General features: G+C 45.9%; 19 protein-coding genes, 1 tRNA gene and 2 pseudogenes. 4 read left to right on the plus strand and 18 right to left on the minus strand.

The window, feature by feature from the left end; translation table 11 throughout:
• The 18 genes and pseudogenes from EE116_RS10535 to EE116_RS10615 form a co-directional block, all read right to left on the minus strand.
• A complete protein-coding gene (locus tag EE116_RS10535; RefSeq protein ID WP_122874369.1) occupies positions 1–1,659 on the minus strand; it encodes a carboxylesterase/lipase family protein in 1,659 nt (552 codons plus the stop codon).
• A gap of 117 nt (positions 1,660–1,776) precedes the next feature.
• Positions 1,777–2,346: a flavodoxin gene (locus tag EE116_RS10540; protein WP_122874370.1), complete on the minus strand. Its 570-nt coding sequence runs from the start codon at positions 2,344–2,346 to the stop codon at positions 1,777–1,779.
• Between the two features lie 15 nt (positions 2,347–2,361).
• The gene (locus tag EE116_RS10545) at positions 2,362–3,291 is read right to left on the minus strand and encodes an alpha/beta hydrolase (protein ID WP_206159251.1); all 930 of its coding nucleotides are present in this window, start codon (positions 3,289–3,291) and stop codon (positions 2,362–2,364) included.
• Between the two features lie 24 nt (positions 3,292–3,315).
• Positions 3,316–3,546 (minus strand): hypothetical protein, encoded by a 231-nt coding sequence (locus EE116_RS10550; protein WP_122874371.1) that lies wholly within the window; start codon positions 3,544–3,546, stop codon positions 3,316–3,318.
• Positions 3,547–3,572: 26 nt separating this feature from the next.
• Complete coding sequence (locus EE116_RS10555; protein WP_241091680.1) at positions 3,573–4,694, minus strand: alpha/beta hydrolase; 1,122 nt, start codon at positions 4,692–4,694, stop codon at positions 3,573–3,575.
• A 75-nt stretch (positions 4,695–4,769) separates the two neighbouring features.
• Positions 4,770–5,639: an aldo/keto reductase gene (locus tag EE116_RS10560; protein WP_122874372.1), complete on the minus strand. Its 870-nt coding sequence runs from the start codon at positions 5,637–5,639 to the stop codon at positions 4,770–4,772.
• Positions 5,640–5,865: 226 nt separating this feature from the next.
• Positions 5,866–6,732, minus strand: coding sequence for an AraC family transcriptional regulator (locus tag EE116_RS10565; protein ID WP_122874373.1), 867 nt, complete (start codon positions 6,730–6,732; stop codon positions 5,866–5,868).
• 83 nt (positions 6,733–6,815) lie between these two features.
• Positions 6,816–8,501: a hypothetical protein gene (locus tag EE116_RS10570; RefSeq protein WP_122874374.1), complete on the minus strand. Its 1,686-nt coding sequence runs from the start codon at positions 8,499–8,501 to the stop codon at positions 6,816–6,818.
• Between the two features lie 34 nt (positions 8,502–8,535).
• A complete protein-coding gene (locus EE116_RS10575; RefSeq protein ID WP_122874375.1) occupies positions 8,536–8,802 on the minus strand; it encodes a hypothetical protein in 267 nt (88 codons plus the stop codon).
• Positions 8,803–9,128: 326 nt separating this feature from the next.
• Positions 9,129–9,203 (minus strand) — tRNA-Asn (locus EE116_RS10580).
• 116 nt (positions 9,204–9,319) lie between these two features.
• A complete protein-coding gene (locus EE116_RS10585; protein ID WP_122874376.1) occupies positions 9,320–10,225 on the minus strand; it encodes a radical SAM protein in 906 nt (301 codons plus the stop codon).
• Between the two features lie 359 nt (positions 10,226–10,584).
• Positions 10,585–10,986 (minus strand): annotated as a pseudogene (locus EE116_RS13265) (methyl-accepting chemotaxis protein); the annotation flags it as partial.
• A 768-nt stretch (positions 10,987–11,754) separates the two neighbouring features.
• Positions 11,755–12,537, minus strand: a pseudogene (locus EE116_RS13270) (nitrate- and nitrite sensing domain-containing protein); the annotation flags it as partial.
• Between the two features lie 10 nt (positions 12,538–12,547).
• Positions 12,548–13,570 (minus strand): uroporphyrinogen decarboxylase, encoded by a 1,023-nt coding sequence (gene hemE / locus EE116_RS10595; RefSeq protein ID WP_122874378.1) that lies wholly within the window; start codon positions 13,568–13,570, stop codon positions 12,548–12,550.
• 48 nt (positions 13,571–13,618) lie between these two features.
• The gene (locus EE116_RS10600; RefSeq protein WP_122874379.1) at positions 13,619–14,917 is read right to left on the minus strand and encodes a dicarboxylate/amino acid:cation symporter; all 1,299 of its coding nucleotides are present in this window, start codon (positions 14,915–14,917) and stop codon (positions 13,619–13,621) included.
• A 119-nt stretch (positions 14,918–15,036) separates the two neighbouring features.
• On the minus strand, positions 15,037–15,459 hold the full coding sequence (locus EE116_RS10605) for an Rrf2 family transcriptional regulator (protein WP_122874380.1): 423 nt from the start codon (positions 15,457–15,459) through the stop codon (positions 15,037–15,039).
• Positions 15,460–15,540: 81 nt separating this feature from the next.
• Positions 15,541–15,861 (minus strand): NAD(P)-dependent oxidoreductase, encoded by a 321-nt coding sequence (locus EE116_RS12870; protein WP_241091681.1) that lies wholly within the window; start codon positions 15,859–15,861, stop codon positions 15,541–15,543.
• 357 nt (positions 15,862–16,218) lie between these two features.
• Positions 16,219–16,593 carry a cupin domain-containing protein gene (locus EE116_RS10615; protein WP_122874381.1) on the minus strand — a complete coding sequence of 125 codons (375 nt, stop codon included), beginning with the start codon at positions 16,591–16,593 and terminating at the stop codon, positions 16,219–16,221.
• Between the two features lie 168 nt (positions 16,594–16,761).
• Between EE116_RS10615 and EE116_RS10620 the strand changes: the two genes are divergently transcribed.
• The 4 genes from EE116_RS10620 (at position 16,762) to lepA (ending at position 21,043) form a co-directional block, all read left to right on the plus strand.
• Positions 16,762–17,637, plus strand: a complete 876-nt coding sequence (locus EE116_RS10620) for an ABC transporter six-transmembrane domain-containing protein (protein ID WP_122874382.1) — start codon at positions 16,762–16,764, stop codon at positions 17,635–17,637.
• 52 nt (positions 17,638–17,689) lie between these two features.
• Positions 17,690–18,646 (plus strand): cation diffusion facilitator family transporter, encoded by a 957-nt coding sequence (locus EE116_RS10625; RefSeq protein WP_122874383.1) that lies wholly within the window; start codon positions 17,690–17,692, stop codon positions 18,644–18,646.
• A gap of 87 nt (positions 18,647–18,733) precedes the next feature.
• On the plus strand, positions 18,734–19,117 hold the full coding sequence (locus EE116_RS10630) for a transporter (protein ID WP_122874384.1): 384 nt from the start codon (positions 18,734–18,736) through the stop codon (positions 19,115–19,117).
• A 135-nt stretch (positions 19,118–19,252) separates the two neighbouring features.
• Positions 19,253–21,043 (plus strand): translation elongation factor 4, encoded by a 1,791-nt coding sequence (gene lepA, locus EE116_RS10635; protein WP_122874385.1) that lies wholly within the window; start codon positions 19,253–19,255, stop codon positions 21,041–21,043.
• Positions 21,044–21,064 lie beyond the last annotated feature (21 nt).

Raw genomic sequence — 21,064 nt, forward strand, 5'->3', positions numbered from 1 at the left:
TTAAAATTTCATTTCCGGAGCCAATAAACGCTGTAACTTCGCATCGTGATGTTGTTTGGTCTTGATTTCGTTATCAAATATCATCACATTGCCGTTTTCGCGAGTATAAGCGTCCCATTGCGGCAAATCGCCGCCGTTTGGATTGCCTGTTTTGGCAAAATTTACCCAAGCCGTGCTCATTTTTTTCGCCAACTCGCGCGCCTCTTTGCCGCCGCCCGTGGCTTGTTCCATTTTATCGATATTGTTAAAGACAAAGGCGATTTCTGCGGTATGATAGCTCATCGGTACGCCGTTAAACACGGGAGTATCCCAGCTAAATATGTAGTTATACACCGGCGCAGCGTGCTGATCAGCTTTTAAACTCGCAGTTTTTAATGCCGGAGCACGCAGAAAACTATCCACATAGAGTGCATCGGCCAAACGGCGTTTTGGATAGGCTTCACGGAATGCCTCTATGACCTTGGCGGTCTTATTGCCATATTTTACTTTTAGCTTTTCCTCCACTTGCGAGTCGCTCCAAGTAAAGCGGTTATCTTTTTGTGTATTGGCTAAATCTAGTTGCAGCGGGAAGCTCTCCCATTCTGTTAAATTTGAACCGATCAAGAGCGGAATATCTTTTGATAATTCTGGATATTTTTCGCCTACAGGCTCTTGCGGGATATAATCGCCGTCCATTGTCGGTGCCCACGATAAACCATAGCCTTGTCCGCGAAGAGGCATAAGTTTTTGTTCCTGGGCCGTTTGCTTTAGAGCTTTGTTTGCCGCCTCGTTAATTTGCGCCGGTGTAAACACTTTGAGCTTATCAAGCGCGGTTGGTTTTACGCCCAAATTTGCAAGCGTTAGCTCTGCTACGCGCCTGCCTGCTTTAGGAGAGGTGAGCGTCATTCCCATTTTTTCTACTGCGCCACTTTCGACGATCGCTTTGCTAAATAAACCTTTGGCTGCCGGCGTTCCCATTAATGTAAGCACTTTTGCTCCGCCTCCGCTTTCGCCAAAAATAGTAACGTTTGCCGGATCTCCGCCGAATTTATCAATGTTTTCTTTAACCCACTCCAGTGAAGCCACCAAATCTTGTACGCCTAAATTTGCCGAGTATTTGTACTGCTCGCCGTAAGCGGATAGATCCAAATGCCCCATCGCATTCAAGCGGTGATTAACAGAAACCACTACCACATCGCCCGAGCGGGCCAAATTTTCTCCGTCATAGCTATGTAGATCGTTAGACGCTCCGGACTGAAAGCCTCCTCCGTGAATCCATACCATTACCGCACGTTTTTTGCCATCATTCTTAGGCGCCCATATATTTAAATTTAAGCACTGCTCGCTCTGCGTCATTTCCGGGCCGGTAAAGAAAAACGAACGTCCGCCCATCGGAACTTGCGGACATACATCGCCATAAGTTAAAGCCATTTTTACGCCCTGCCATTTTGCCACTTTTTGCGGCGGCATAAAACGCTCAGCCATGGCATACGCGATGCCTTTGTAGGTCAAAATATCGTTATGGATATAGCCTTGAATTTTACCAGCTTCAGTATGAACTACAGCGATGTCGCTACCGGCTTGGATCGGATCTTGACTCGCTAACGCTGGCGCTATAAAGCCCAAAGCTATAGTTAGCAATGCCGTTCGTGCAAATTTGGTTGATAAATTTGGTTTCATGATATCCTCCCGTAAGATTAAGGTATGGTCTTATTGTAACAAACAACGGTAAAGCGCAAGGTTTTCCAAATTAGGAAACTAAAATTTAAAAATAAATCAAAATAGCGCTCAGATCGCCTAAAATTTCGCAAGCCACTCTTTTATCTCTTTTTCGCTCGGCCTCTCGCCGAAGCACTTCCCCGCTAGCCACTCGCCGCCGTTTGCTTTCTTGGCTAAATTTTTATCGCTATTTTCAAGCCCGGAGCTATAAACGGTGCAAAACGGGATCACCTTTTTGCCGCTAAAATCGTTGTTTTTTATAAACTCGTCGATCGGCCACGCAGCATCGTGCCACCAGATCGGATAGCCCACGAAAACAGCCTCGTAGCTCTCCCAGCCGGGGATTTTAGCGTTAGTTAGCGGTACGCTCCTAAGCGACGCATCGTCATGTTCGCGACTAATGCGACTTTTTGGATCGTTGTAGTTTAGATCAGCGTTCGTGTAGGGCTGCACGGGCTTTAGTTCAACTATCTTAGCACCTAAATTTTGTGCTATTAAATTTGCCGCTCTAGCCGTATTGCCGCCTGCTGAAAAATAGACTACGAGCGTCTTTTGGGGCTCAAATTTTATATTTCCTGCTGCACTTTCGCCCGCCGCGAATGAACACATAGCAAGCGCTCCAGCCATTATTTTGCTTAATTTTTTCATTTTATTTTCTTTCCTTTATCTCATCTGTTCTTGCCAAAATTTGACCGCCTCATCCAGCCAGCCCTGTGCTGCCGTGCCGGTGCCTAAGCCAAATCCGTGACCTAAATTTGCGTAGCTACGAAACTGCGTTTTAACGCCCGTAGCGGCTAAATTTCGTATCCGTCTCTCCATCACGCCGGGGCTTGCGATCCAGTCGTTTTCGCCAACGACGGCAAAGGTCGGCGGATCGTTTCGCGTAAAATCCGAATAGCCCGTATATTGCATTATCACGGCTGTAGGTCGCGGATGCGAGCCCTGCTCAAAAGCCTGCGTGCCGTAGCTTCCCAGCATCGCCGCAAGCCTAGCTCCGGCCGAGCCGCCCCACAGCGAATAAAACTCCGCTCCCACCTCAAGCTCCTTTGCGTGCTCAAAAATAAAGCTAATCGCACGAGCAAGGTCTTGCGACCCGCTCCTAGCGCCCGGGCGGTAGATCAACGCAAAGGCGTTGTAGCCCTTTTTAGAAAGCTCAAGCGCGTGCGGGAAACTATCATGCATCGCGCTCACATAGGCAAAGCCGCCTCCGGCGACCACCACTGCAAACGGCTTGCCCCGCTCGCCTTTAAAATAAAAAAGTCCAGTATCATTTTTGCGTGGATCGGCGGCTTTTTCGGTATTTGAGTAAATATCGTAAAATACCTGCTTGCCGGCTTTGGCGCGATCTTTTAGGTGGTTTAAAACTTCAACCGTTTTATCCGCGTCGATATGCTCGTACCACGTCAAATTTAGCTCGCCGAGCTTACCGCCGCCAAAGTAATCCTTGTGCGTAGGAAAAAGCAGCCTGCCGTAATCACCAAACGCCGCATCATGGACGACGTCTGAAATTTTGCTCTCTTTTGTAAAATTATCGTTCATTTGCCCTCCCGCTAACGCCGCCGCAAATAGCGCCGAAATCAAAAACTTTTTCAAATTTACCCCTATAACCAAAAACCGCTAAAGACTTTTTAAGGCATCTCTTGCGTTTTGCAGCGCGCCTTTTAGTTTGTCCGCATCGCCAGCCGCCGCATAAGCAGCCACGCTAACGAGCGCTAGCTGCTTGTCGCTAAGAGCTCCGCTAAGCTTTGCCGCGTGCGGAAGCTCGTTAAAATTTATCATCGCTTGCTCCTTTGCCGAGCTTAAATTTAAAGCGAATAAAATAGCTAAAACAATTCTAAAAATTTTCACCGCATATCCTTTGTTTTTATTCGTTTTTACAAATTTTCTCCGTAAAACTGGGCTAGCTTTTTCATCGCGACGTCCACGTATTCGGGCTTATAGTAAGTGTCAATATGTAGCGCTCCGTCTATCTTAAAGTACTCCTTCTTCTGCGTACCGCTAGCGCCCGCGAAAGCTCGCTCGCTCATATAGGCGCTGTCGGCTTTGGAGCCTACCATCATCAAAAGCGGCTGATTGATTAGATCCATATTGCTCGCAGCGTCGAAGTTCATGAGATCTAGCAGACTGCTTTTGGTGTAGGCGAAGGTGGAGTTTGGATGCGCGTGCGTGCGGTGGTAGTATTTTAGCCCCTCGCGGTAAAGATCGTTGGTGATTTTGGCTATCTCCTCGTCGGTTAAATTTGGATCCGGCACGTATTCAACCTCGCCCGTTAGCACCTCTTTGGCGCGTGCGTCGCTAGCGTCTTTTAGTCGTTGCTGGATAGTCGAAATTTGCGCGTCCAAAAAGCCGTTTCGCCTAGCTAGTCCGCTATCAAAAGCACTTAGCGTCGCCACGACTTTGAAAATTTTATCAGTCTGCGCGGCTTTTAGCGTATATCCGCCGCCTCCGCAGATGCCTAGCACTCCGATACGGTCACGATCTACGCCTTTAAATTTAAGCAAAAAATCGGCTGCCGCGCGGATATCCTCGATCCTGTTTGCAGGCGTATCGACGTTGCGCGGCATGCCCCCGCTAGCGCCCTGATAAGCCGCGTCAAAGGCGATCGCGACGTAACCAAGCTCCGCTAGGCGCTGCGCATAAAGACCCGCTACCTGCTCCTTCACACCGCCGTTTGGATGCGCCACGACGACGGCCGCGTAACTCTTGTTAGGATCAAAATTTGCGGGCGTATAGACGTTGGCCGCGATATCTAAGCCGCGAGATTTATAGCTTACCGGCGTCAAATTTACCTTGCCCGCCTCGTTTTTGCTTATCGCGTCGCCGTAGACCAGGCCGAACGGATTTTTAGCCACATTTGCGGCAGCCTCTTTGCTCGGGTTGGCGAATGGGACTTTGGGTTTTTCTACCCTCTCGCCAGCATTGTTTTCTTTTGCGTTTAAACTGCTCATAGCTACTGCTCCTTCTACTGAAATTTTCATAAAATCGCGTTTTTTCATTGCTTGCTCCTTATTTATAGTTATTTAGTCTTTTGACCCATTGCGGGTCGCGGTGATCGAAAAATAGGCCTGCTTTTATTGTTTTGGCGTATTATCCTTCATCCAGTTTATAATCCGTTTTACCATGCTGTCATCTCTGTGGTCGAAAAATAGCGTCTTGCCTGTATCCAGCGCAGCGATAGCAGCCATATCATCAGGCGCAAGCGCGAAATCAAAAATATCGAAATTCTGCCTCATTCGCTCGATTTTTACGCTTTTTGGAATGACGGCGATACCGCGCTGAATTAGCCAGCGCAAAATAACCTGAGCTGAGCTTTTGCCATATTTTTCACCGATACCGCTTAGTACGGTGTTTTTAAATATATCGTTTTTGCCCTCGGCGAAGCTAGCCCACGACTCAAATGCTATGCCGTAGCCATCAAGTACGCGTTTTAACGCTTCACGCTGATAAAACGGATGGCACTCAAGCTGATTTACCGCAGGGATGACGCCGCTGTTTTCGCACAGATCGACGATCCGATCAGCGTAGAAGTTGCTAACGCCGATAGAGCGGATGCGACCCTCTTTTTTAAGCCTACTCATCGCTCGCCACGCGCCGTAGGTGTCGCTATATGGCTGATGGATGAGATACAGATCGAGATAATCAAGCCCTAGCTTTTTCATCGACGCATCAAAGGCTTTTAGCGCTCTATCCTCGCTTACGTCGCTCACCCAAAGCTTTGTCGTTATAAAAAGCTCCTCACGTTTCACGCCGCCGGCTATCGCCGTTTTAACCGCCGCGCCAACGCCCTCTTCGTTGCGATAAGCCTGCGCGGTGTCGATGAGACGGTAACCCACGCCAATCGCATCCTCAACGCACCTTTGAGCCTCCGCAGGCTCCACCTGATAGACTCCGTAGCCTAAAATCGGCATTTTGTTGCCGTCATTTAAGGTTAAATGCTGCATTTTTGCTCCTTGCAATTTTGATTTTTAAACTGAAATGATTATAACGGTTTTTAAAAAAAGGAGGTAGAACGATCCTGCAAAATCATTGCCTATTTCTGCAAATGTTATAAAAAATACAAAATTTAGATCAAAATTTGTATTTGTGGTGGGTCAAAAATGTAAATTTAGATAAAAGAGGCTTAGAAGATAAAATCAACGAGAGGCAGCAGGCCCGCCCGTACTAAATTTAAGCACCAGTTATGGCTAAGACGTGCGCCTTAGGAGGCATGCCAAACATCCTGGAGTACTCTCTATTAAACTGCGACGGGCTCGCGTAGCCGACGGTAAATGCAGCCTCTGCGGCGTCTAAATTTTGATTTATCAAGAGATTTTTTGCCTCTTCGAGACGGATCTTTTTTTGAAATTGAAGCGGACTAAGCGCCGTAATACGCTTGAAGTTATGATAGAGCGACGATGCGCTGATACCGAGCTTTTTGGCTAAATTTTCGATATTTATCGCCTCGGCGTAGTTTGATTTTATCTCTTTGGCAGCGCGCGTAACGCGATTTTCTATGGTTTCTAGCATTGCATATTGGCGCAGGAAATCGCCGTTTTCACCCTTTAAGAGTATGTATAAAATTTCCTTTATCACGAGCTTTGCTAAAAATTTAGCATCGTTTGGGCGCTCTAGCAAACGGATAAATTTAAATACAGCTTCAAGCAGCTCATCATCTACCGCTCCAAGAGCTAGCCCTGCAAACTCGCCCTTTTTGCTCTCGGCGCCGCCTATACTCTCGATCACGCCCAAGATATCTTCTAGCTCAAAGTTGATCTTTATGGCTAGATACGGGCAGCCTTTGATCTTTGCAACGGCGGGGATATGCGTAGCGGCTAGCAGATAGCGCTGCTCATCGTACTCATAAAAATCATTACCGACTTTGGCCAGTTTTGAGCCTTTAAAAACCATGCAAAGCGCCGGCTCGTAAACGCCGGTTAAAAACTCGGTCGGCACGCTTGCTCGGTAGACAAATAGCTCCTTTATATCGCTTTGTATCTTACCATCTGAGCTAAATTTAGCGTCCAAATACTTGCAAATTTCATCTATCTTGCTCATTGTGCCTCCTTGATTTTTTGAAATTTTAGCAAAAATTTCAAAATTAGACTATTTTTACGCTCAAGCAACCAAAACCCCTTTAACTACATCTCCATACCCATACTATCTTTACCGGCTATTTTGCTTTTTATCTCATTTTTTACCTCATTTGGTTCGTCATCTAGCAACCTACTAAAATTCGGTATTAGATTGCTTATTTTTGAGATAAAATTAATAACCTTGGTTTTAAAATTTTCTAAGATGCTTACTTTATTTTTCAGACCCGCTATCGTTTCGTCTTGAGTTTTTACTTGTTCTTCAAGCTCGGATATTCTTTGATCCTTGCCGTTTACGGAAGTTTGTAGCTTGACGATCTTGTTTTGTTTGCTATCATTGTCTTCTTTCAAAGCTTCTTCGTTCCTTTGCGATGCTTCTAGCTCCTCGTTTCTTTCTTTTAAGTATTGGTTTACTCCTTCTTTGTTTTTTAACTCTTCGTTGGCTCTTTCAAGCTCGATTTGTAGAGCGTCTTTTTGATTTGCTTTTTGTTTCAGTTTGTCTATTTGGGCTTTGTCGGTCTCAAAAGCCGTTATTTGATTTTGTAGTTTGATATTTTTATCTTCTTCTTTAATTAGTTGCAACGAAAGCTCGCTTATTCGCAAATTCCTATCTTTTATAATATTGTCTTGATTGCTTAGGTTCGCGTTAATCTCTTTTAGATTTTTATTTTCTTGGATTAGATTTTCGTTGGATTGATCCAGCTCGTTATTTTTTGCAATTATCTCACCCTTGTTTAAAAGTTGCTTGGTTAGCTCGTCCACTCTTTGCTTTAGTTCGCTATCCGTAATTATGTTTATATTGTCTTTCATTTGATCTAAAACCAAATTCGTAAGACTCGTTATAAAAGCCTTATCGTCCTCGATTTCTAATCTCAAATAATCTTTACCAAACATAGACTCTTTCTTTTTTATATACTTCCTTGTTTTATCGACTATCGATTGTCTCATTTTGTTTTTAAACTCTTGCTCGGCGCTATACTCTTTTTCGGTGCGGTGCATTTGCTTTAGATTTTTATGTCTTGCTTTACTGCCAATCTCGCCCCGCAAAGCGATACCGTTAAACGCCGCCCCTCCCATTTCCTGCATACTTCTACCAAAGTCTTTCGTTTCGCCTTTGCCGTTAAACCTAAGGTTTTTATGGTTTTCAAACTGATAATTCGTAAAAATAAGCTGATAATGCTTAGTCTTCTCATCGTTATGCTCAGCGATTAGCAGGCATTTAACGCCGTATTTGGCACAGTACGATCTCGCAAATTTAAGAACTCTGTCAAGCGAAACTTGAGCATTAACAAAATTAACTTCGGTTTGATTTAGTCCTTCTTTGGGGTCTTTTGGGCGCTCGGTGCCGAAACTTATGACTATTTCGGAAAACCCAACCATGTTTTCTCGCCAACGATTCTTTACTGCTCTACCATTTTTATACGTTTTTACTTGAGCTTCATAGTCGGCTTTCATCTTTTCGTGATATTCCAGCAAGAGTTTTTTTATATATTTTTTATCGTTAAATTCCTTGTCACTACTAGGTATCTCTCGCATATTACCGTTATCATTATATTCGCTAAGCACTATGTATCTATTATTTCGGCTGTTACCTCTAAGATATCCGATCTTAGAGGCGTGCTTAACCTCTCTAACATTGTGCTCATACCTTATAATAGCCTTTTTGAGCGTCAAGAATTCGCTTCTTACACAAAGAACTAGGCTGTGTCCGCCTATTTGAAGGGCATTACTCATTTTTGATCCTTTTCTTTATTATTTACTATAGAAATTAAGAGCATGTTTTAACCCTTTTTTGAAAAATATAAGCTGCAATATCCGTTATCGCAAACGCTATGCGAGAATTCTTTGCATCTCCCATTTTGATATAACGTGGAATATCTCTGCCCTGTGATATGCGAAGATCAAGGGTGGATACGCCGATACTAAGAAGTTTTGCCGTTTGTTGCCTATTTAGTACCGCTTGTCCTTTATATTGTTTGGCTATATGCTCGAGAAGTGCTTTGTACTCTACGTCGTTATATAGTTCATTAAGCATATTATTTTTCTCCTTCTGCTTATTCTTATATAACTAATTATATGTACTTTTCATTTACTTTTGCTATTTTGAGCGGTTTTTGGATAGTTTTTGAAAAAAAATTAATACCCTATGGTTCCTTAGGGTATTTTAGAGTGATTGAGAGTAAAAAATTATTTTCGTATTTAAAATAAGGTATCTTAGATTAACTTAGAAAGCTTGGTAAGAAATTGGAATATTAAAAAATTTCGGGAACAAATAGGGAACAAATTTTATAAAACTAAGAAAACTTAAAGTTCTTAAAACGTCGTTAAAATCAGGGTTTGAAAGGGATTTTTTAGTATAGATGGCTCCGGATGCTGGATTCGAACCAGCGACCAATCGGTTAACAGCCGACTACTCTACCGCTGAGCTAATCCGGAACGTTTTAAAAGAAGTCGTATTATAGGCAAAAAAACTCCGTTTGTCAATAAATTTTACCTTAAATTTTTGGATATCAAAAAATTAGTAGAAAAAAAGAGTAAATTTTACCGCAAAATCACGCAAGTCGGTAAAATTTAGTTCCCGCCGCATCTACTACTTTTATCTTTCCGTCTGCTAAAAGCTCCTGTAAATTTTGTTTCGAGCTTTCAGAAAAGCTATTTATCACGTCGTTTTCGCTTTGCGGGCGGCGTTTTAATAGCTCAAGTAGCTCCTCTTTGCTAAGCTCGAATTTTTCATCGCCGTATTTTGCCGACGCTATCACGCACGGTACGCTGGAAATTTGCTGTGCAAGCTCACGCAAGAGCTCCTGGCTCACGCCTTTTACCGGGTATGCGGGCGGGCGGTCGATGGTGCTTATGTCCACGCGGGCTGGTGAAATTTGATCTAGTGCCGCATTTAGCGCTTCAAATTCAGCTTTCGTGTCATTTAATCCTTTTACGACCAGGATTTCAAGCACTAGCTCGCCTTTAAACTCTCGCCTAAATTTAGCCATCGCAGCCACTAGCTCGCCAACATCGATATTATCGCCCGAGCGATCGATCCTAGCAAAGGTTTTTTGCACAGCGCTATCAAGGCTAAATTTGACGATATCAAGCCCTTTTAGCGCCTCGCAAATTTTAGGATCAAGCACGCCCGAGCCGTTTGAGAGTATTAGCGTTTTAGCCCGGCCTTTTATCAAATTTAGCTCGCGTACTAGCCACGCAAGATCGGGATAAAGCGTCGGTTCGCCATTTGCCGTGAGCGTGATGACGTCGATATGCGGATGCACGGCAAGTGCGGCCTTCACCTCGGCGATTACTTGCTCTACGCTTGGCGGATTTTCTATCACTGCGACGGGTTTTGCCGCCGTGAGTTCACAATAAACGCAGTCAAAGTTACAGCACTTTTGCGCGGGCGATAGATCGACACCCAGCGAAGCGCCAAACCTGCGCGAGCTAACGGGACCAAAGACGATTTGCATTGATTTTCCTAAATTTAAGATGTGCGATTATACTAAAAGCCAGGGCAAAATTTATTAAAGCGGATAAAAAGAATATAAATCCTGAAAAATATTTAGATTTAAGCCGATTTAGTAGCAAATTTTAAAATACGCGATAAGCCCAATACGAAATTTATCTACCGCGCAAAAAGCTTTTAAAAAGATATAAAGCAAAATTCGAAAATTTAGTTTCTCTCAAATTTTGCTTTACCCCAATTTAAAAATCATACATAAGAGTCAAATTTGACGGTTCTGCACAAAAAGAACCGTCAAAATGGCTAAAATTTCTTTTTCCTAGAGTCAAATTTGACGGTTCTGCACAAAAAGAACCGTCAAAATGGCTAAAATTTCTTTTTCCTTACGTCTTCTACGATCGCCTTTGCCATGCTGTCTACCTCGGCGGTTACGATGCTCGTGTCGTTTGCGACCCTGACGTTTTGCTTAGTTAGCTCATCGACCTCAGCTACGCCTTGATTTATCATATTTATAGCTTCGCTTTGCTCCCTGATGCTTTCGCTCATCTCGTTGATGCTTTGAGCTAGCACGTTTGCGTTGGCTTCGATTTCGCCGAGGGATTTTTGCGTACGTTCGGCTAGCTTACGAACCTCATCGGCCACGACCGCAAAGCCTCTGCCGTGTTCGCCTGCGCGCGCTGCTTCGATGGCTGCGTTAAGCGCTAGCAAGTTTGTCTGATCGGCGATATCGCGGATGATGACGATGATGTTTTTGATCTCCTCGCTTTGGCGAGTTACGTCTTCGGCCTTTTGGCTAATGGCATTCATAGAACTACTCATCTCCTCGACTGCCGCAGCGCTCTCTTGTAGCGAATTAGCCTGCGAATTAGCGCCTTGCGTGACTTGCTGCATCGAGCGAGCTAAAAACTCGGCCTTTTCTTCAAGCGTATGCGCCTGCTCCAAATTTGCCCTTAGCATACCGGCTATTTCTTCGCCTAAAGCATTGATACCGGCAGCTACTTTACCTTCGTCGTCAAGCCTTTTTGTAAAATCCTGATTTTTAAAGCTTTCGAGCAAATTTAAGACCTCGTCGCCGCTTGCGGCTATGGCTTGTTTTAGCGCGATTTGTAGGTCTTTAAAAGTCTGTTTTAGCTGGCTAAGAGCCGGATTTGAGGTGTCGGCGTTTAGCTGGGCTACATAGTTGCCCTTGCCTATCTGCCCTACAAACGCGTTGGCCTCTTTTATGAAGCTATTTTGCTCGGCGAGATTTGCCTCGATTTGCCTGATATTTTCGTTTATCAGCGCGCTCATCTGTCCGATCTCGTCGCTTCCGCTGCGCTCTAACGTTTCGGCTTTGTCGGTTTTATTGTTTAAAAATTCGAAAAATCTCACAAGGCCGTTTTTAGTCTGATCAATACCTGAGATTAAATTTTTACCGATTATGATAGAAGCCAGCAGCATCAAAAGCACACACACGGCGATAACCGTACCGCTAAATACGAGCTGTGCCGTCGCTTCGCTTTTTACCTGCGAGGCTGCATTTTTCATATCGCTTAATAGCTTTAGCTCTAGCTCCCTCATCGCATCTATAGATAAGGTTATTTTTGAAAACCAAGTCGCGGGGTCGTACGATATATCCTCGGTAGCGACTACGTTTTTGATGATGTTCATCGCATCGTTAAAGTCCGCCTTTTTCCTCGCGATAGTATCAAATTCAGCACTGAATTCTTTCGGATTGTACTCGTCGAAATCCTGCATAAATTTATTGATTACGCTATTTAGGGCAACTACTTTATTGTAGTCTTCTTTAGTTATGCTCTTTTTAGTGAAAACTCCGTTTAGAGTTGCTCGCAAGATACCGAATGATTCCTTTATCTCCCCGACGATAATAATGCGTTTTAAATCATCAACGAGGCTAGGCTCCAGTTTGTCGCTATATCCGTTTATAGCGATAACTTCTTTTCTTAGTATTTTAGTTATACGTCCGATTAGATTATCGCCGCTTCTTTGATCTACGCCCGAGCGAATGCTAGCTATCTCTGGAGCTATTTCGTTCTTTTCCGCAAGCTTCTCAAGCGCCGCATCCACGTTCTTGCGCTGAGCCACGAGTTTAGCATTATCTCCCCCGGCTAGCACTCCGGAGCTAAAACCGCGCTCTTTTTGCATCTCGTGAATGAAGTCGTTTTGATTTATGATCGTATCGACGATTCGCTCGCTGTAATCGGCTTTATCGCGAGTTTTGATAATACCGTTTAGCATATAGGCGCTAATGATACCAAGACCTATTAGCCCGACTAGAGCTATGACTAAAATTTTAAGTTTTATGCTCAGATTGTTCATCCTTCCTCCTTTATCTTGTGCTTTTTTCTTGCACTCGTTTTATAAAATATTTCGCGTTTTCTACGGGAACGTCCGGCAAAATACCGTGTCCGAGATTAAAGATATGCGGCGCGTTTTTCATCGTCTGCAAAATTCGTTCCACACCCGCGTCGATCGCCTCTTTGCTATAAAGGCGCGTAGGCTCCATATTTCCTTGAAGGACGTATTTCGGGCTTAGTTTTGCTTTGGCAAGCTCGATCGGCGTACTCCAATCCACGCCAAAAACCTCAAAATTTCCCGAAATTTTATCCAGATATCCGCTTATGCCTTTTGGAAAAACGATAACCGGAATTTGCGGGAATTCAGCCTTAAGCGCATCCACTATATCCATGATATATTTCCAACCGAACTTAAAATACGCCTCATCCTCCAGCGCAGCCGCCCAGCTGTCAAAAATTTGCACCGCATTTACGCCGGCTTTTATCTGCTCTTTCATGTAGCCTATGAGCGCGGCCGTGACCTTGGCTAAAATTTGATGCATAAACTCGGGATTTGAATACAAAAGCTTTTTGCTAACCGCGTAGGTTTTCGTCCCGCCGCCCTCGATCATATACGTAGCTATCGTCCACGGCGCACCGCAAAATCCGATCAGCGCTTTATCCTGCGCCAAATTTTCGCGCGTTAGCTTGATCGTATCGTATACGTAGTCTAAATTTTTGATTGATTTTTGGACGTCTAGCCTATCTAGATCCTCTCTCGTCTTGATAGAATCACTAAATACGGGCCCCTCGCCTTGGACGAATTTAAGATCCATGCCCATCTCAAGCGGTACGACGAGAATATCGCTAAAAAGTATCGCCGCATCGACGCCTAAAATTTCAACCGGCTGGATCGTGACCTCGCTAGCTTTTTTATAATCCTTACAAAGCGATAAAAAATCTCCCGCCGCAGAGCGAACTCGCATATACTCGGGCAGATAACGACCTGCCTGCCGCATCATCCAAACGGGCGTATAAGGCGTAGGTTTTTTTAAACAAGCGTCGATGAAAATCATATATTTCCTTTAAATTTTTAGCGATTTTATCTAAATATTTATTAAATTCTAATCCGCCCACTTACTTTCGTCTAATTTTTTTTCATTTTTGGCCACAACTAGCGCGCCCAGCATATCTCCCGTCACGTTCATCGACGTGCGCCCCATATCAAGGATCGCGTCGATACCCAAAATCAGCGCATACGCAGCGGCTACCGCGCTTCCGCCCTCGACTTTTAGACCGACTGATTCAAGCACCATCAAAAGCATTATCGCGCCCGCTCCGGGCACTCCGGCAGTCCCGACGGCGGCAAGGACGGCCGTTAGTATTATGGTCATTTTGGCCCCCGAGTCAAGCTCTACGCCCACGGCGTTAGCGATAAACATCGCGCAGATACCTAGATATATGATCGTGCCGTTCATATTTACGGTGGCGCCCACGGGAAGCGCAAAGCCGTAGATTTGCTTTGGGATACCCATATCTTCTTCGGCCGTTTTCATGGAGATAGGCAGCGTTCCGCCCGAGCTTCTAGTTACGAAAGCCGTTAGCATAGGCGGGCGAACTTTTTTGATAAATTTAAACGGATTGATTTTAACGATCAAGCAGATCAAGAAATAAACGACGAAAATTTGAGCCGCAAAGCCGATATACGCGCTAACCGTAACGCCCAAAAGCGGTCCGAAAGCCTTTACGCCTTGCTGAGAAAATACGATAAATATAAGCGCGAAAACACCAAACGGCGCGTACTCCATGATCCATCTTATGACGTAAAACATGATGTGGTTGATCCCGTCAAATACGTCGTATATCAAATTTCCCAGCCTGCTAAGCCTCTCGTCTTTGCTATCCTTTAAAAACGAAAGCGCGACGCCGAAAAATAGGCTAAAAGTTATGATTTGTAAAATTTCGCCCTTTGCAATAGCTTCAAAAGGGTTAGTAGGAAATAAATTTACGAGTATCGACGACATGCTAGGCGCATTTGCGGCTTTGCCGCCTATGTCGCCGCTGCCGGTTATGTGCAGTCCGGCTCCAGGCTCCAAAATAAGACCGACCGCAAGCCCGACTATGATGGCTAAAAACGACGTCAAGATGTAAAAAATCAGCACCTTTGCCCCTACTCTGCCAAGATCGGAAGGCGAGATGGAGCTACAGCCCACGATGAGCGAAGCCATAACGATAGGCACGATGATCATTTTAAGAAGCCTTATGAACACGTCGCCAAAAGGCTTTAGGATAACTATCGCGTCCTTTGCGTCTTGAAAAATGATGCCGCAAACGGCGCCCAAAATAAGTCCGGCTAAAATTTTTAGAAGCAAATTCGCCTCGAAATATTTTTGAATTATTCCGCGTTTAGCGTTTGGTTGCACGAAATCTCCTTTAAATTTAATCCGTGAATTATAAGTAAATTTTTCTTAAACTACAAACACTTCTGTTTTTTAAATTACGGATTAAATTTAAAGCGAGAAAATTTTAAAAGGCGCAAATTTTAGTTTTTAGCCGCCAGTTCGTCTAGCAAATTTTGTAAATTTACACCCGCCAAGCTATCAAACATCGCTTGCTGCGCAGAGGCAAATTTAGGCGTCAAAAGCGCCTCGATCCTACCTCCTAGCGGACAAGGCGGCGGCGAGTTTTTGTGGATTTTAAAGATGTCGTTTTCGCCCTCGTTTACCGCCGAAAATATATCAAAAAGCGTGATCTGTTCAGGCTTTTTAGCTAGGCTCGCCCCGCCCGTGCCCGCGCTTACGTTTATCAAATTTGCCGATTTTAAAAGCCTAATGATATTTCGCACGATGACGGGGTTCGTGCCGATCGTACCGGCCAAAAACTCGCTCGTGTTTTTCTCGTCCTTAAAAAACTCGCAGCTAAGCAATATATGTATAGCGATGGAAAATTTTTGTCCTATTTGCATAATCAGCCTTGATTTAAATTTAAAAACCGCACGTTAGTTTCGTGCGGCGTTATTTTAGCTAAATTACGCAAAATTTTAAACTCACGCCCTCTCGCCGACTGCGGTAAAGCGCTTTTGCACGAAATTTCTATTTTTTAGCTCGTCAATGATCGCGATCGCAAGATCGGCGTAGCTGATGTAGCTCTCGTTTTGCGAGTTTAGTATGACGTGATCGTTACCGAGCACGTATTTGCCGGTGCGAGCGCCATCTGCGTCGTAGTCCCCCGCAGGCGAAACGTAGGTCCAAAGCACGTCAGGTTTGGTTTTTAGCTCAAAAAACGACTCCGCAGCCGCCCTTGCCACGCCCATATACTCAGGCGGGAAGCCCGGCGTATCCATAGCCATAGTACCTTTGTCGTCCACAAGCAGCGTACCGGCGCCGCCGATGACTAGTAGTCTCGTTTTCGTACCGCTAAGCGCGTCTGCGAGGTGTTTTGCTACTTTTTTATGAAGCGGAAAAGTCTCGTCGCTCTAAGCCGCAAATGCGCTAATAACGGCGTCAAAGCCCGCCAAATCGGCTTTGCTAAGCTCAAAAACATCTTTAATAGACCACTTTGACGTCGCCATTTTTATACTCTTTGTTTCGTACGATCGCCGTGACGTCGTAGCCTTATTTTAGGGTCTCTTTTACTAAATTTACGCCCGTTTGCCGTTTGCTCCGATGATTGCTATTTTCATTGTTTTCCTTTAAATTTGATTTGTTTTTATTGCCGCGTAAATTTACAGCCAGCTTGGCTTTACATCCTCGTTTATCACGCCGTCGCCGTTAGTGTACTGCTCCAGGCTGCCGCGTTTGGTCTGGATACAGATAAACTTCATCCCCTGCGCGCCCGCCTTAAAGCACCTTTTGCCGTCCGGATCGATGCGGATCGCATCGCCCTCGCCCACCGCCTTCTCCTCGCCGTCGATGAAAAGCGTACCGCCGCCTTTTAACACCAAATAAAGCTCCTCATTTTGCTTGTGCGAATGCACGAACGGCACGCTTGCGTTTGCGGGAAGCTCGTTGATAGAAAGCTCGCAGCCGCTTAAATTTAGAGCGTCTTTTAGCTCGACTCTCGGCGCATTTTTCGTTGAAACGATCTTGTAGTTTGACATCTTTTTCTCCTTAGAAATTTTTGTTGTAATGCTATAACTTACAACCGATGAGCGAAGTATAATAAATTTTTGTTGTAATGTCAAGAGTTACAACAAAAATTTTCAAAAAAATTTGACGCAAATTTTAAAATCAGCTAAAATCCGCGCCATTTTAACCGAAGGATTTTTATGCAAAATAGCGCATTTAAGACGCTAACGCTCATAGCAAAGAAAAATTTTAAAAAACTGTTTTTAACGTTTAGTCTAGTTTTGGCGGAAAACGGGCTATTTCTCGTCTATCCCGTACTAGCAGGCATAGCCATAAACGCCATCGTAGCCGGCGACACGATTATGGCGCTTAGCTACTCGGGCTTAGTGTTCGTAGGCTGGGGACTCGGCTCGATTAGGCGGCGTGTGGATACGCAGGTATTTACTAGGATATATGCAGGACTTGCCGTAAGCGTGATAATGAACGAAAAAAGAGCCGCAAAAGACGAAAGCGCCGTAATCGCAAGAGCAAATTTATCTCGCGAATTCGTGGATTTTTTCGAGCAGCATTTTCCCGTGTTTTTCACCTCGGTCGTTTCGATTTTCGGCTCGGCGATCATGCTTTTATTTATCGAGTTCTACGTAGGTTTGGCAGTTTTTGCCCTGCTCGCGGTTTTTGGAGTTTTACTACCCAAATACATCGCCAAAAACGACCGCTTGTATCTCAAGCTAAACAACCAGCTAGAGCGCGAGGCAGGACGCATAAGCGCAGGCGATGAGCGCACGCTAAAGCGCCACTACGACGTGCTATCAAAGCTTCGTATCCGCATCTCAAACAGAGAGGCGATGAGTTTTTTTATCATCGGCGCGAGTGCGGCGGCGATTTTTAGCTTGGCGATATTTTTACTCTCGAGCAATCATGCAAATGCGGGTCACATCTACTCGGTGCTTACCTATCTATGGACGTTTGCGATCAGTCTTGACGACGCGCCGAGGCTAGTGGAAGAGTTTAGTAAGCTAAAAGACATAGGCAAGCGCGTAAACGTCGAGTTAGAGGGGGATTTGGCTAAAATTTAAGCGCTTTTTTAGGGTATAATGTACCTAAAATTTGCCGAAAAACGAGGTCAAAATGCACGAAAATCACGCCCATTGCGCGCATTCGCACACGTCAAACAAGGTCGTTTTGAGAAATTCCTTCCTGATTATATTCACTTTTATGCTGATCGAGGTTGCGGGCGGCTTCGCGACGAACTCGCTCGCCCTACTCTCCGATGCCGGACACATGCTATCAGACGCCGCGGCGCTCGGACTTTCGCTGTTTGCGTTTAAATTCGGCGAACGTAAAGGCAATCTGCAAAAGACCTTCGGCTACAGGCGGATCGAAATTTTAGCCGCGACGATAAACGCCCTCGCCCTCGTCGCGATCGCCGTTTTGATCGTCATCGAGGCGGCCAGGCGCTTCCGAAACCCGCCCGAAGTAGCCACCGCGGGCATGCTTGCTATCAGCACGCTGGGACTTGCCATAAACATCGTCGTGGCGCTCTACATGCTGCGCGGCGGCGACGTGAGTGAAAACGTCAATATGCGCGGAGCCTATGCGCACGTGCTGGGCGACGCTTTAGGCTCGGTGGGCGCGATCGCGGCGGCACTGCTGATGATGTGCTTTGGCTGGGGCTGGGCGGACGCGGCGGCTAGCGCGCTCGTGGCCGCGCTCATCGTAAAAAGCGGCTGGAGCATGCTAAAAGACAGCCTAAACATCCTGATGGAAGGCTCACCAAAGGGCGTGTGTCTGGACGGGCTCGTCGCGCAGATCAGGGGCGTGGACGGCGTGCTTTCGGTGCACGACCTGCACGTCTGGAGTATAACAAGCGGCGCAAACGCGCTCACGGCGCACATCGTGGTCAGCGGCGAGCTGAGCGTGCGCGAAGCGGAGCGGATCATGGCTGAAATATCGCACGAAATGGAGCATCTGGGCATCACGCACACGACGCTGCAGCTTGAAAGCAGCGAGAACGAATGCGACGGCGAGCTCATCTGCGAAGTAAGATCAAGCGATACGGGCGGACATTTGGGGCATCATCACTAAAATTTGAGCGAAAATTTAGCGGGCAAATAAATCAAAATTTATGCGCTATGCAAAATCTAAAAGAGCTAAAAAGGTGGTAGTTTAGATATGAAAAAAGATGTATTAATCGCGATTTTAGGCCTTCTTTGCGCCTTTGCGGGCGGTAGCTATATGGTTTCTCTCATCGCGTTAAATTTCGCGGTAGCCTTGGTTTGCGCCGCTTTTTCTTTTATGAAAAAAGATTATATATTTTTGCTACTGCTAGCGCTAAATTTGGCTTTGTATTTCAACGCTATCGACACTCCTTTTGAAAAGCCTGAGCTTTGGACGTATCATATACCCGCGCTCGCAAACGCGACATACGGCCTAAGCGCTCTAGTTTACGCCTCGGGATTTTTAGCTTTTGCTCCGCTGGCGGCGTATGTTTATTTTTTGTATTCGCTTTGCGTCGTTATTTGCGCCGTGCGCGAAAGACTTCAAAATTTAAGTTAAATTTTACGAACCGAATCCGCGTCAAATTTACTCCAAATCCCCCGCCGCAAGCCGCCGCCCGTTTAACGAAAGCTAAATTTACTCTACTTTAACGAAAATTTTTATACAATCGCCCAAAATTTAACTAGGGATTTCATGAAAAACATCAGAAATTTTAGCATCATCGCTCATATCGACCACGGCAAAAGTACGCTCGCAGACCGCCTCATCCAGGAGTGCGGCGCCGTCAGCGACCGCGAGATGAGCTCGCAGATCATGGACACAATGGACATCGAAAAAGAGCGCGGCATCACGATCAAGGCTCAATCCGTGCGCCTAAACTACGCGCTTGGCGGCGAAAATTTCGTCCTAAATTTGATCGACACTCCGGGCCACGTGGACTTTAGCTACGAGGTAAGCCGTAGCTTAGCTAGCTGCGAGGGTGCGCTGCTCGTAGTGGATGCCAGCCAAGGCGTAGAAGCTCAAACCATCGCAAACGTCTATATCGCGCTAGAAAATAACCTCGAAATCATCCCCGTCATAAATAAAATCGACCTTCCGGCCGCCGATCCAGCTCGCGTAAAAAACGAGATTGAGCATGTTATAGGGCTTGACTGTAGCGGCGCGATCGAGGTCAGCGCTAAAAGCGGCATCGGCATCAAAAAGCTGCTAGAAGCCATCATCACGCGCATTCCCTCTCCCGGCGGCGAAGCGGAAAAACCGCTAAAAACGCTCATCTACGACAGCTGGTTTGACAACTATCTGGGCGCGCTGGCGCTCGTGCGCGTCTATGACGGCGAGCTAAAGAAAAACGACGAAATCCTAGTCATGGGCACGGGCAAAAAACATATCGTGCTAGATCTTATGTATCCAAACCCCATCGCCCCGATAAAAACGGCGAGGCTGGGTGCTGGCGAGGTCGGCATCGTGGTGCTGGGACTAAAAAACGTTAGCGACGTGCAGGTGGGCGACACGATCACGCTAGCTCGTAACCCCGTAAAAGAGCCCGTCGGCGGCTTTGAGCGGGCTAAGCCGTTCGTATTTGCGGGACTTTATCCGATCGAAACGGATAAATTTGAGGATCTGCGCGACGCTCTGGATAAACTCAAACTAAACGACAGCTCGATCAGCTACGAGCCGGAAACCTCGGTAGCGCTTGGGTTTGGCTTTCGCGTCGGATTTTTAGGACTGCTGCATATGGAGGTTATCAAGGAGCGTTTGGAGCGCGAATTTGACCTCGATCTCATCGCCACGGCTCCGACCGTCACATACGAAGTCGTGCAAACCGACGGTCAAATTTTACGCATCCAAAACCCGAGCCAGCTCCCGCCGGTCAATAAAATCGAGCATATCAAAGAGCCCTACGTCAAGTCCACAATCATCACGCCTAGCGAGTTTTTGGGCAACATCATCACGCTGCTAAACAACCGCCGCGCCGTGCAGACTAAGATGGACTACATCACGCCCGAGCGCGTGCTGCTCGAGTACGATATCCCGATGAACGAGATCGTGATGGACTTTTACGACAAGCTAAAATCGAGCACCAAAGGCTACGCGAGCTTTGATTACGAGCCTAGCGACTACCGCGTGGGCGATCTAGTGAAGCTTGATATCAAGGTCGCGGGCGAGACCGTGGACGCGCTCTCCATCATAGTGCCCGAGTCCAAAGCCCAGTCCAAAGGACGCGATTTCGTAAAAGCGATGAAAGAGATCGTGCCGCGCCAGCTCTTTGAGGTGGCTATTCAAGCCAGCATCGGCAACAAAATCATCGCTCGCGAAACTGTAAAATCGATGGGTAAAAACGTAACCGCCAAGTGCTACGGCGGCGACATCACGCGTAAGCGCAAGCTACTCGAAAAGCAAAAAGAGGGTAAAAAGCGCATGAAAGCTATCGGCAAAGTAAATTTGCCGCAAGAGGCGTTTTTAAGCGTTTTAAAGATAGACTAGCGGCATTTCGCGAGCGTTTTT

Origin of the sequence: Campylobacter showae (assembly GCF_900573985.1) — a bacterium.
GTDB classification, from domain to species: domain Bacteria; phylum Campylobacterota; class Campylobacteria; order Campylobacterales; family Campylobacteraceae; genus Campylobacter_A; species Campylobacter_A showae_E.

What these genes read in the sequence shown, in the direction of transcription:
- EE116_RS10535 (WP_122874369.1), bottom strand. Translation starts at nt 1,659, where the DNA reads ATGAAACCAAATTTATCAACCAAATTTGCACGAACGGCATTGCTAACT.
- EE116_RS10540 (WP_122874370.1), bottom strand. Translation starts at nt 2,346, where the DNA reads ATGAAAAAATTAAGCAAAATAATGGCTGGAGCGCTTGCTATGTGTTCA.
- EE116_RS10555 (WP_241091680.1), bottom strand. Translation starts at nt 4,694, where the DNA reads ATGAAAAAACGCGATTTTATGAAAATTTCAGTAGAAGGAGCAGTAGCT.
- EE116_RS10560 (WP_122874372.1), bottom strand. Translation starts at nt 5,639, where the DNA reads ATGCAGCATTTAACCTTAAATGACGGCAACAAAATGCCGATTTTAGGC.
- EE116_RS10565 (WP_122874373.1), bottom strand. Translation starts at nt 6,732, where the DNA reads ATGAGCAAGATAGATGAAATTTGCAAGTATTTGGACGCTAAATTTAGC.
- EE116_RS10570 (WP_122874374.1), bottom strand. Translation starts at nt 8,501, where the DNA reads ATGAGTAATGCCCTTCAAATAGGCGGACACAGCCTAGTTCTTTGTGTA.
- EE116_RS10575 (WP_122874375.1), bottom strand. Translation starts at nt 8,802, where the DNA reads ATGCTTAATGAACTATATAACGACGTAGAGTACAAAGCACTTCTCGAG.
- EE116_RS10585 (WP_122874376.1), bottom strand. Translation starts at nt 10,225, where the DNA reads ATGCAAATCGTCTTTGGTCCCGTTAGCTCGCGCAGGTTTGGCGCTTCG.
- hemE (WP_122874378.1), bottom strand. Translation starts at nt 13,570, where the DNA reads ATGATTTTCATCGACGCTTGTTTAAAAAAACCTACGCCTTATACGCCC.
- EE116_RS10605 (WP_122874380.1), bottom strand. Translation starts at nt 15,459, where the DNA reads ATGCAAATAGGACAAAAATTTTCCATCGCTATACATATATTGCTTAGC.
- EE116_RS10615 (WP_122874381.1), bottom strand. Translation starts at nt 16,593, where the DNA reads ATGTCAAACTACAAGATCGTTTCAACGAAAAATGCGCCGAGAGTCGAG.
- EE116_RS10620 (WP_122874382.1), top strand. Translation starts at nt 16,762, where the DNA reads ATGCAAAATAGCGCATTTAAGACGCTAACGCTCATAGCAAAGAAAAAT.
- EE116_RS10625 (WP_122874383.1), top strand. Translation starts at nt 17,690, where the DNA reads ATGCACGAAAATCACGCCCATTGCGCGCATTCGCACACGTCAAACAAG.
- EE116_RS10630 (WP_122874384.1), top strand. Translation starts at nt 18,734, where the DNA reads ATGAAAAAAGATGTATTAATCGCGATTTTAGGCCTTCTTTGCGCCTTT.
- lepA (WP_122874385.1), top strand. Translation starts at nt 19,253, where the DNA reads ATGAAAAACATCAGAAATTTTAGCATCATCGCTCATATCGACCACGGC.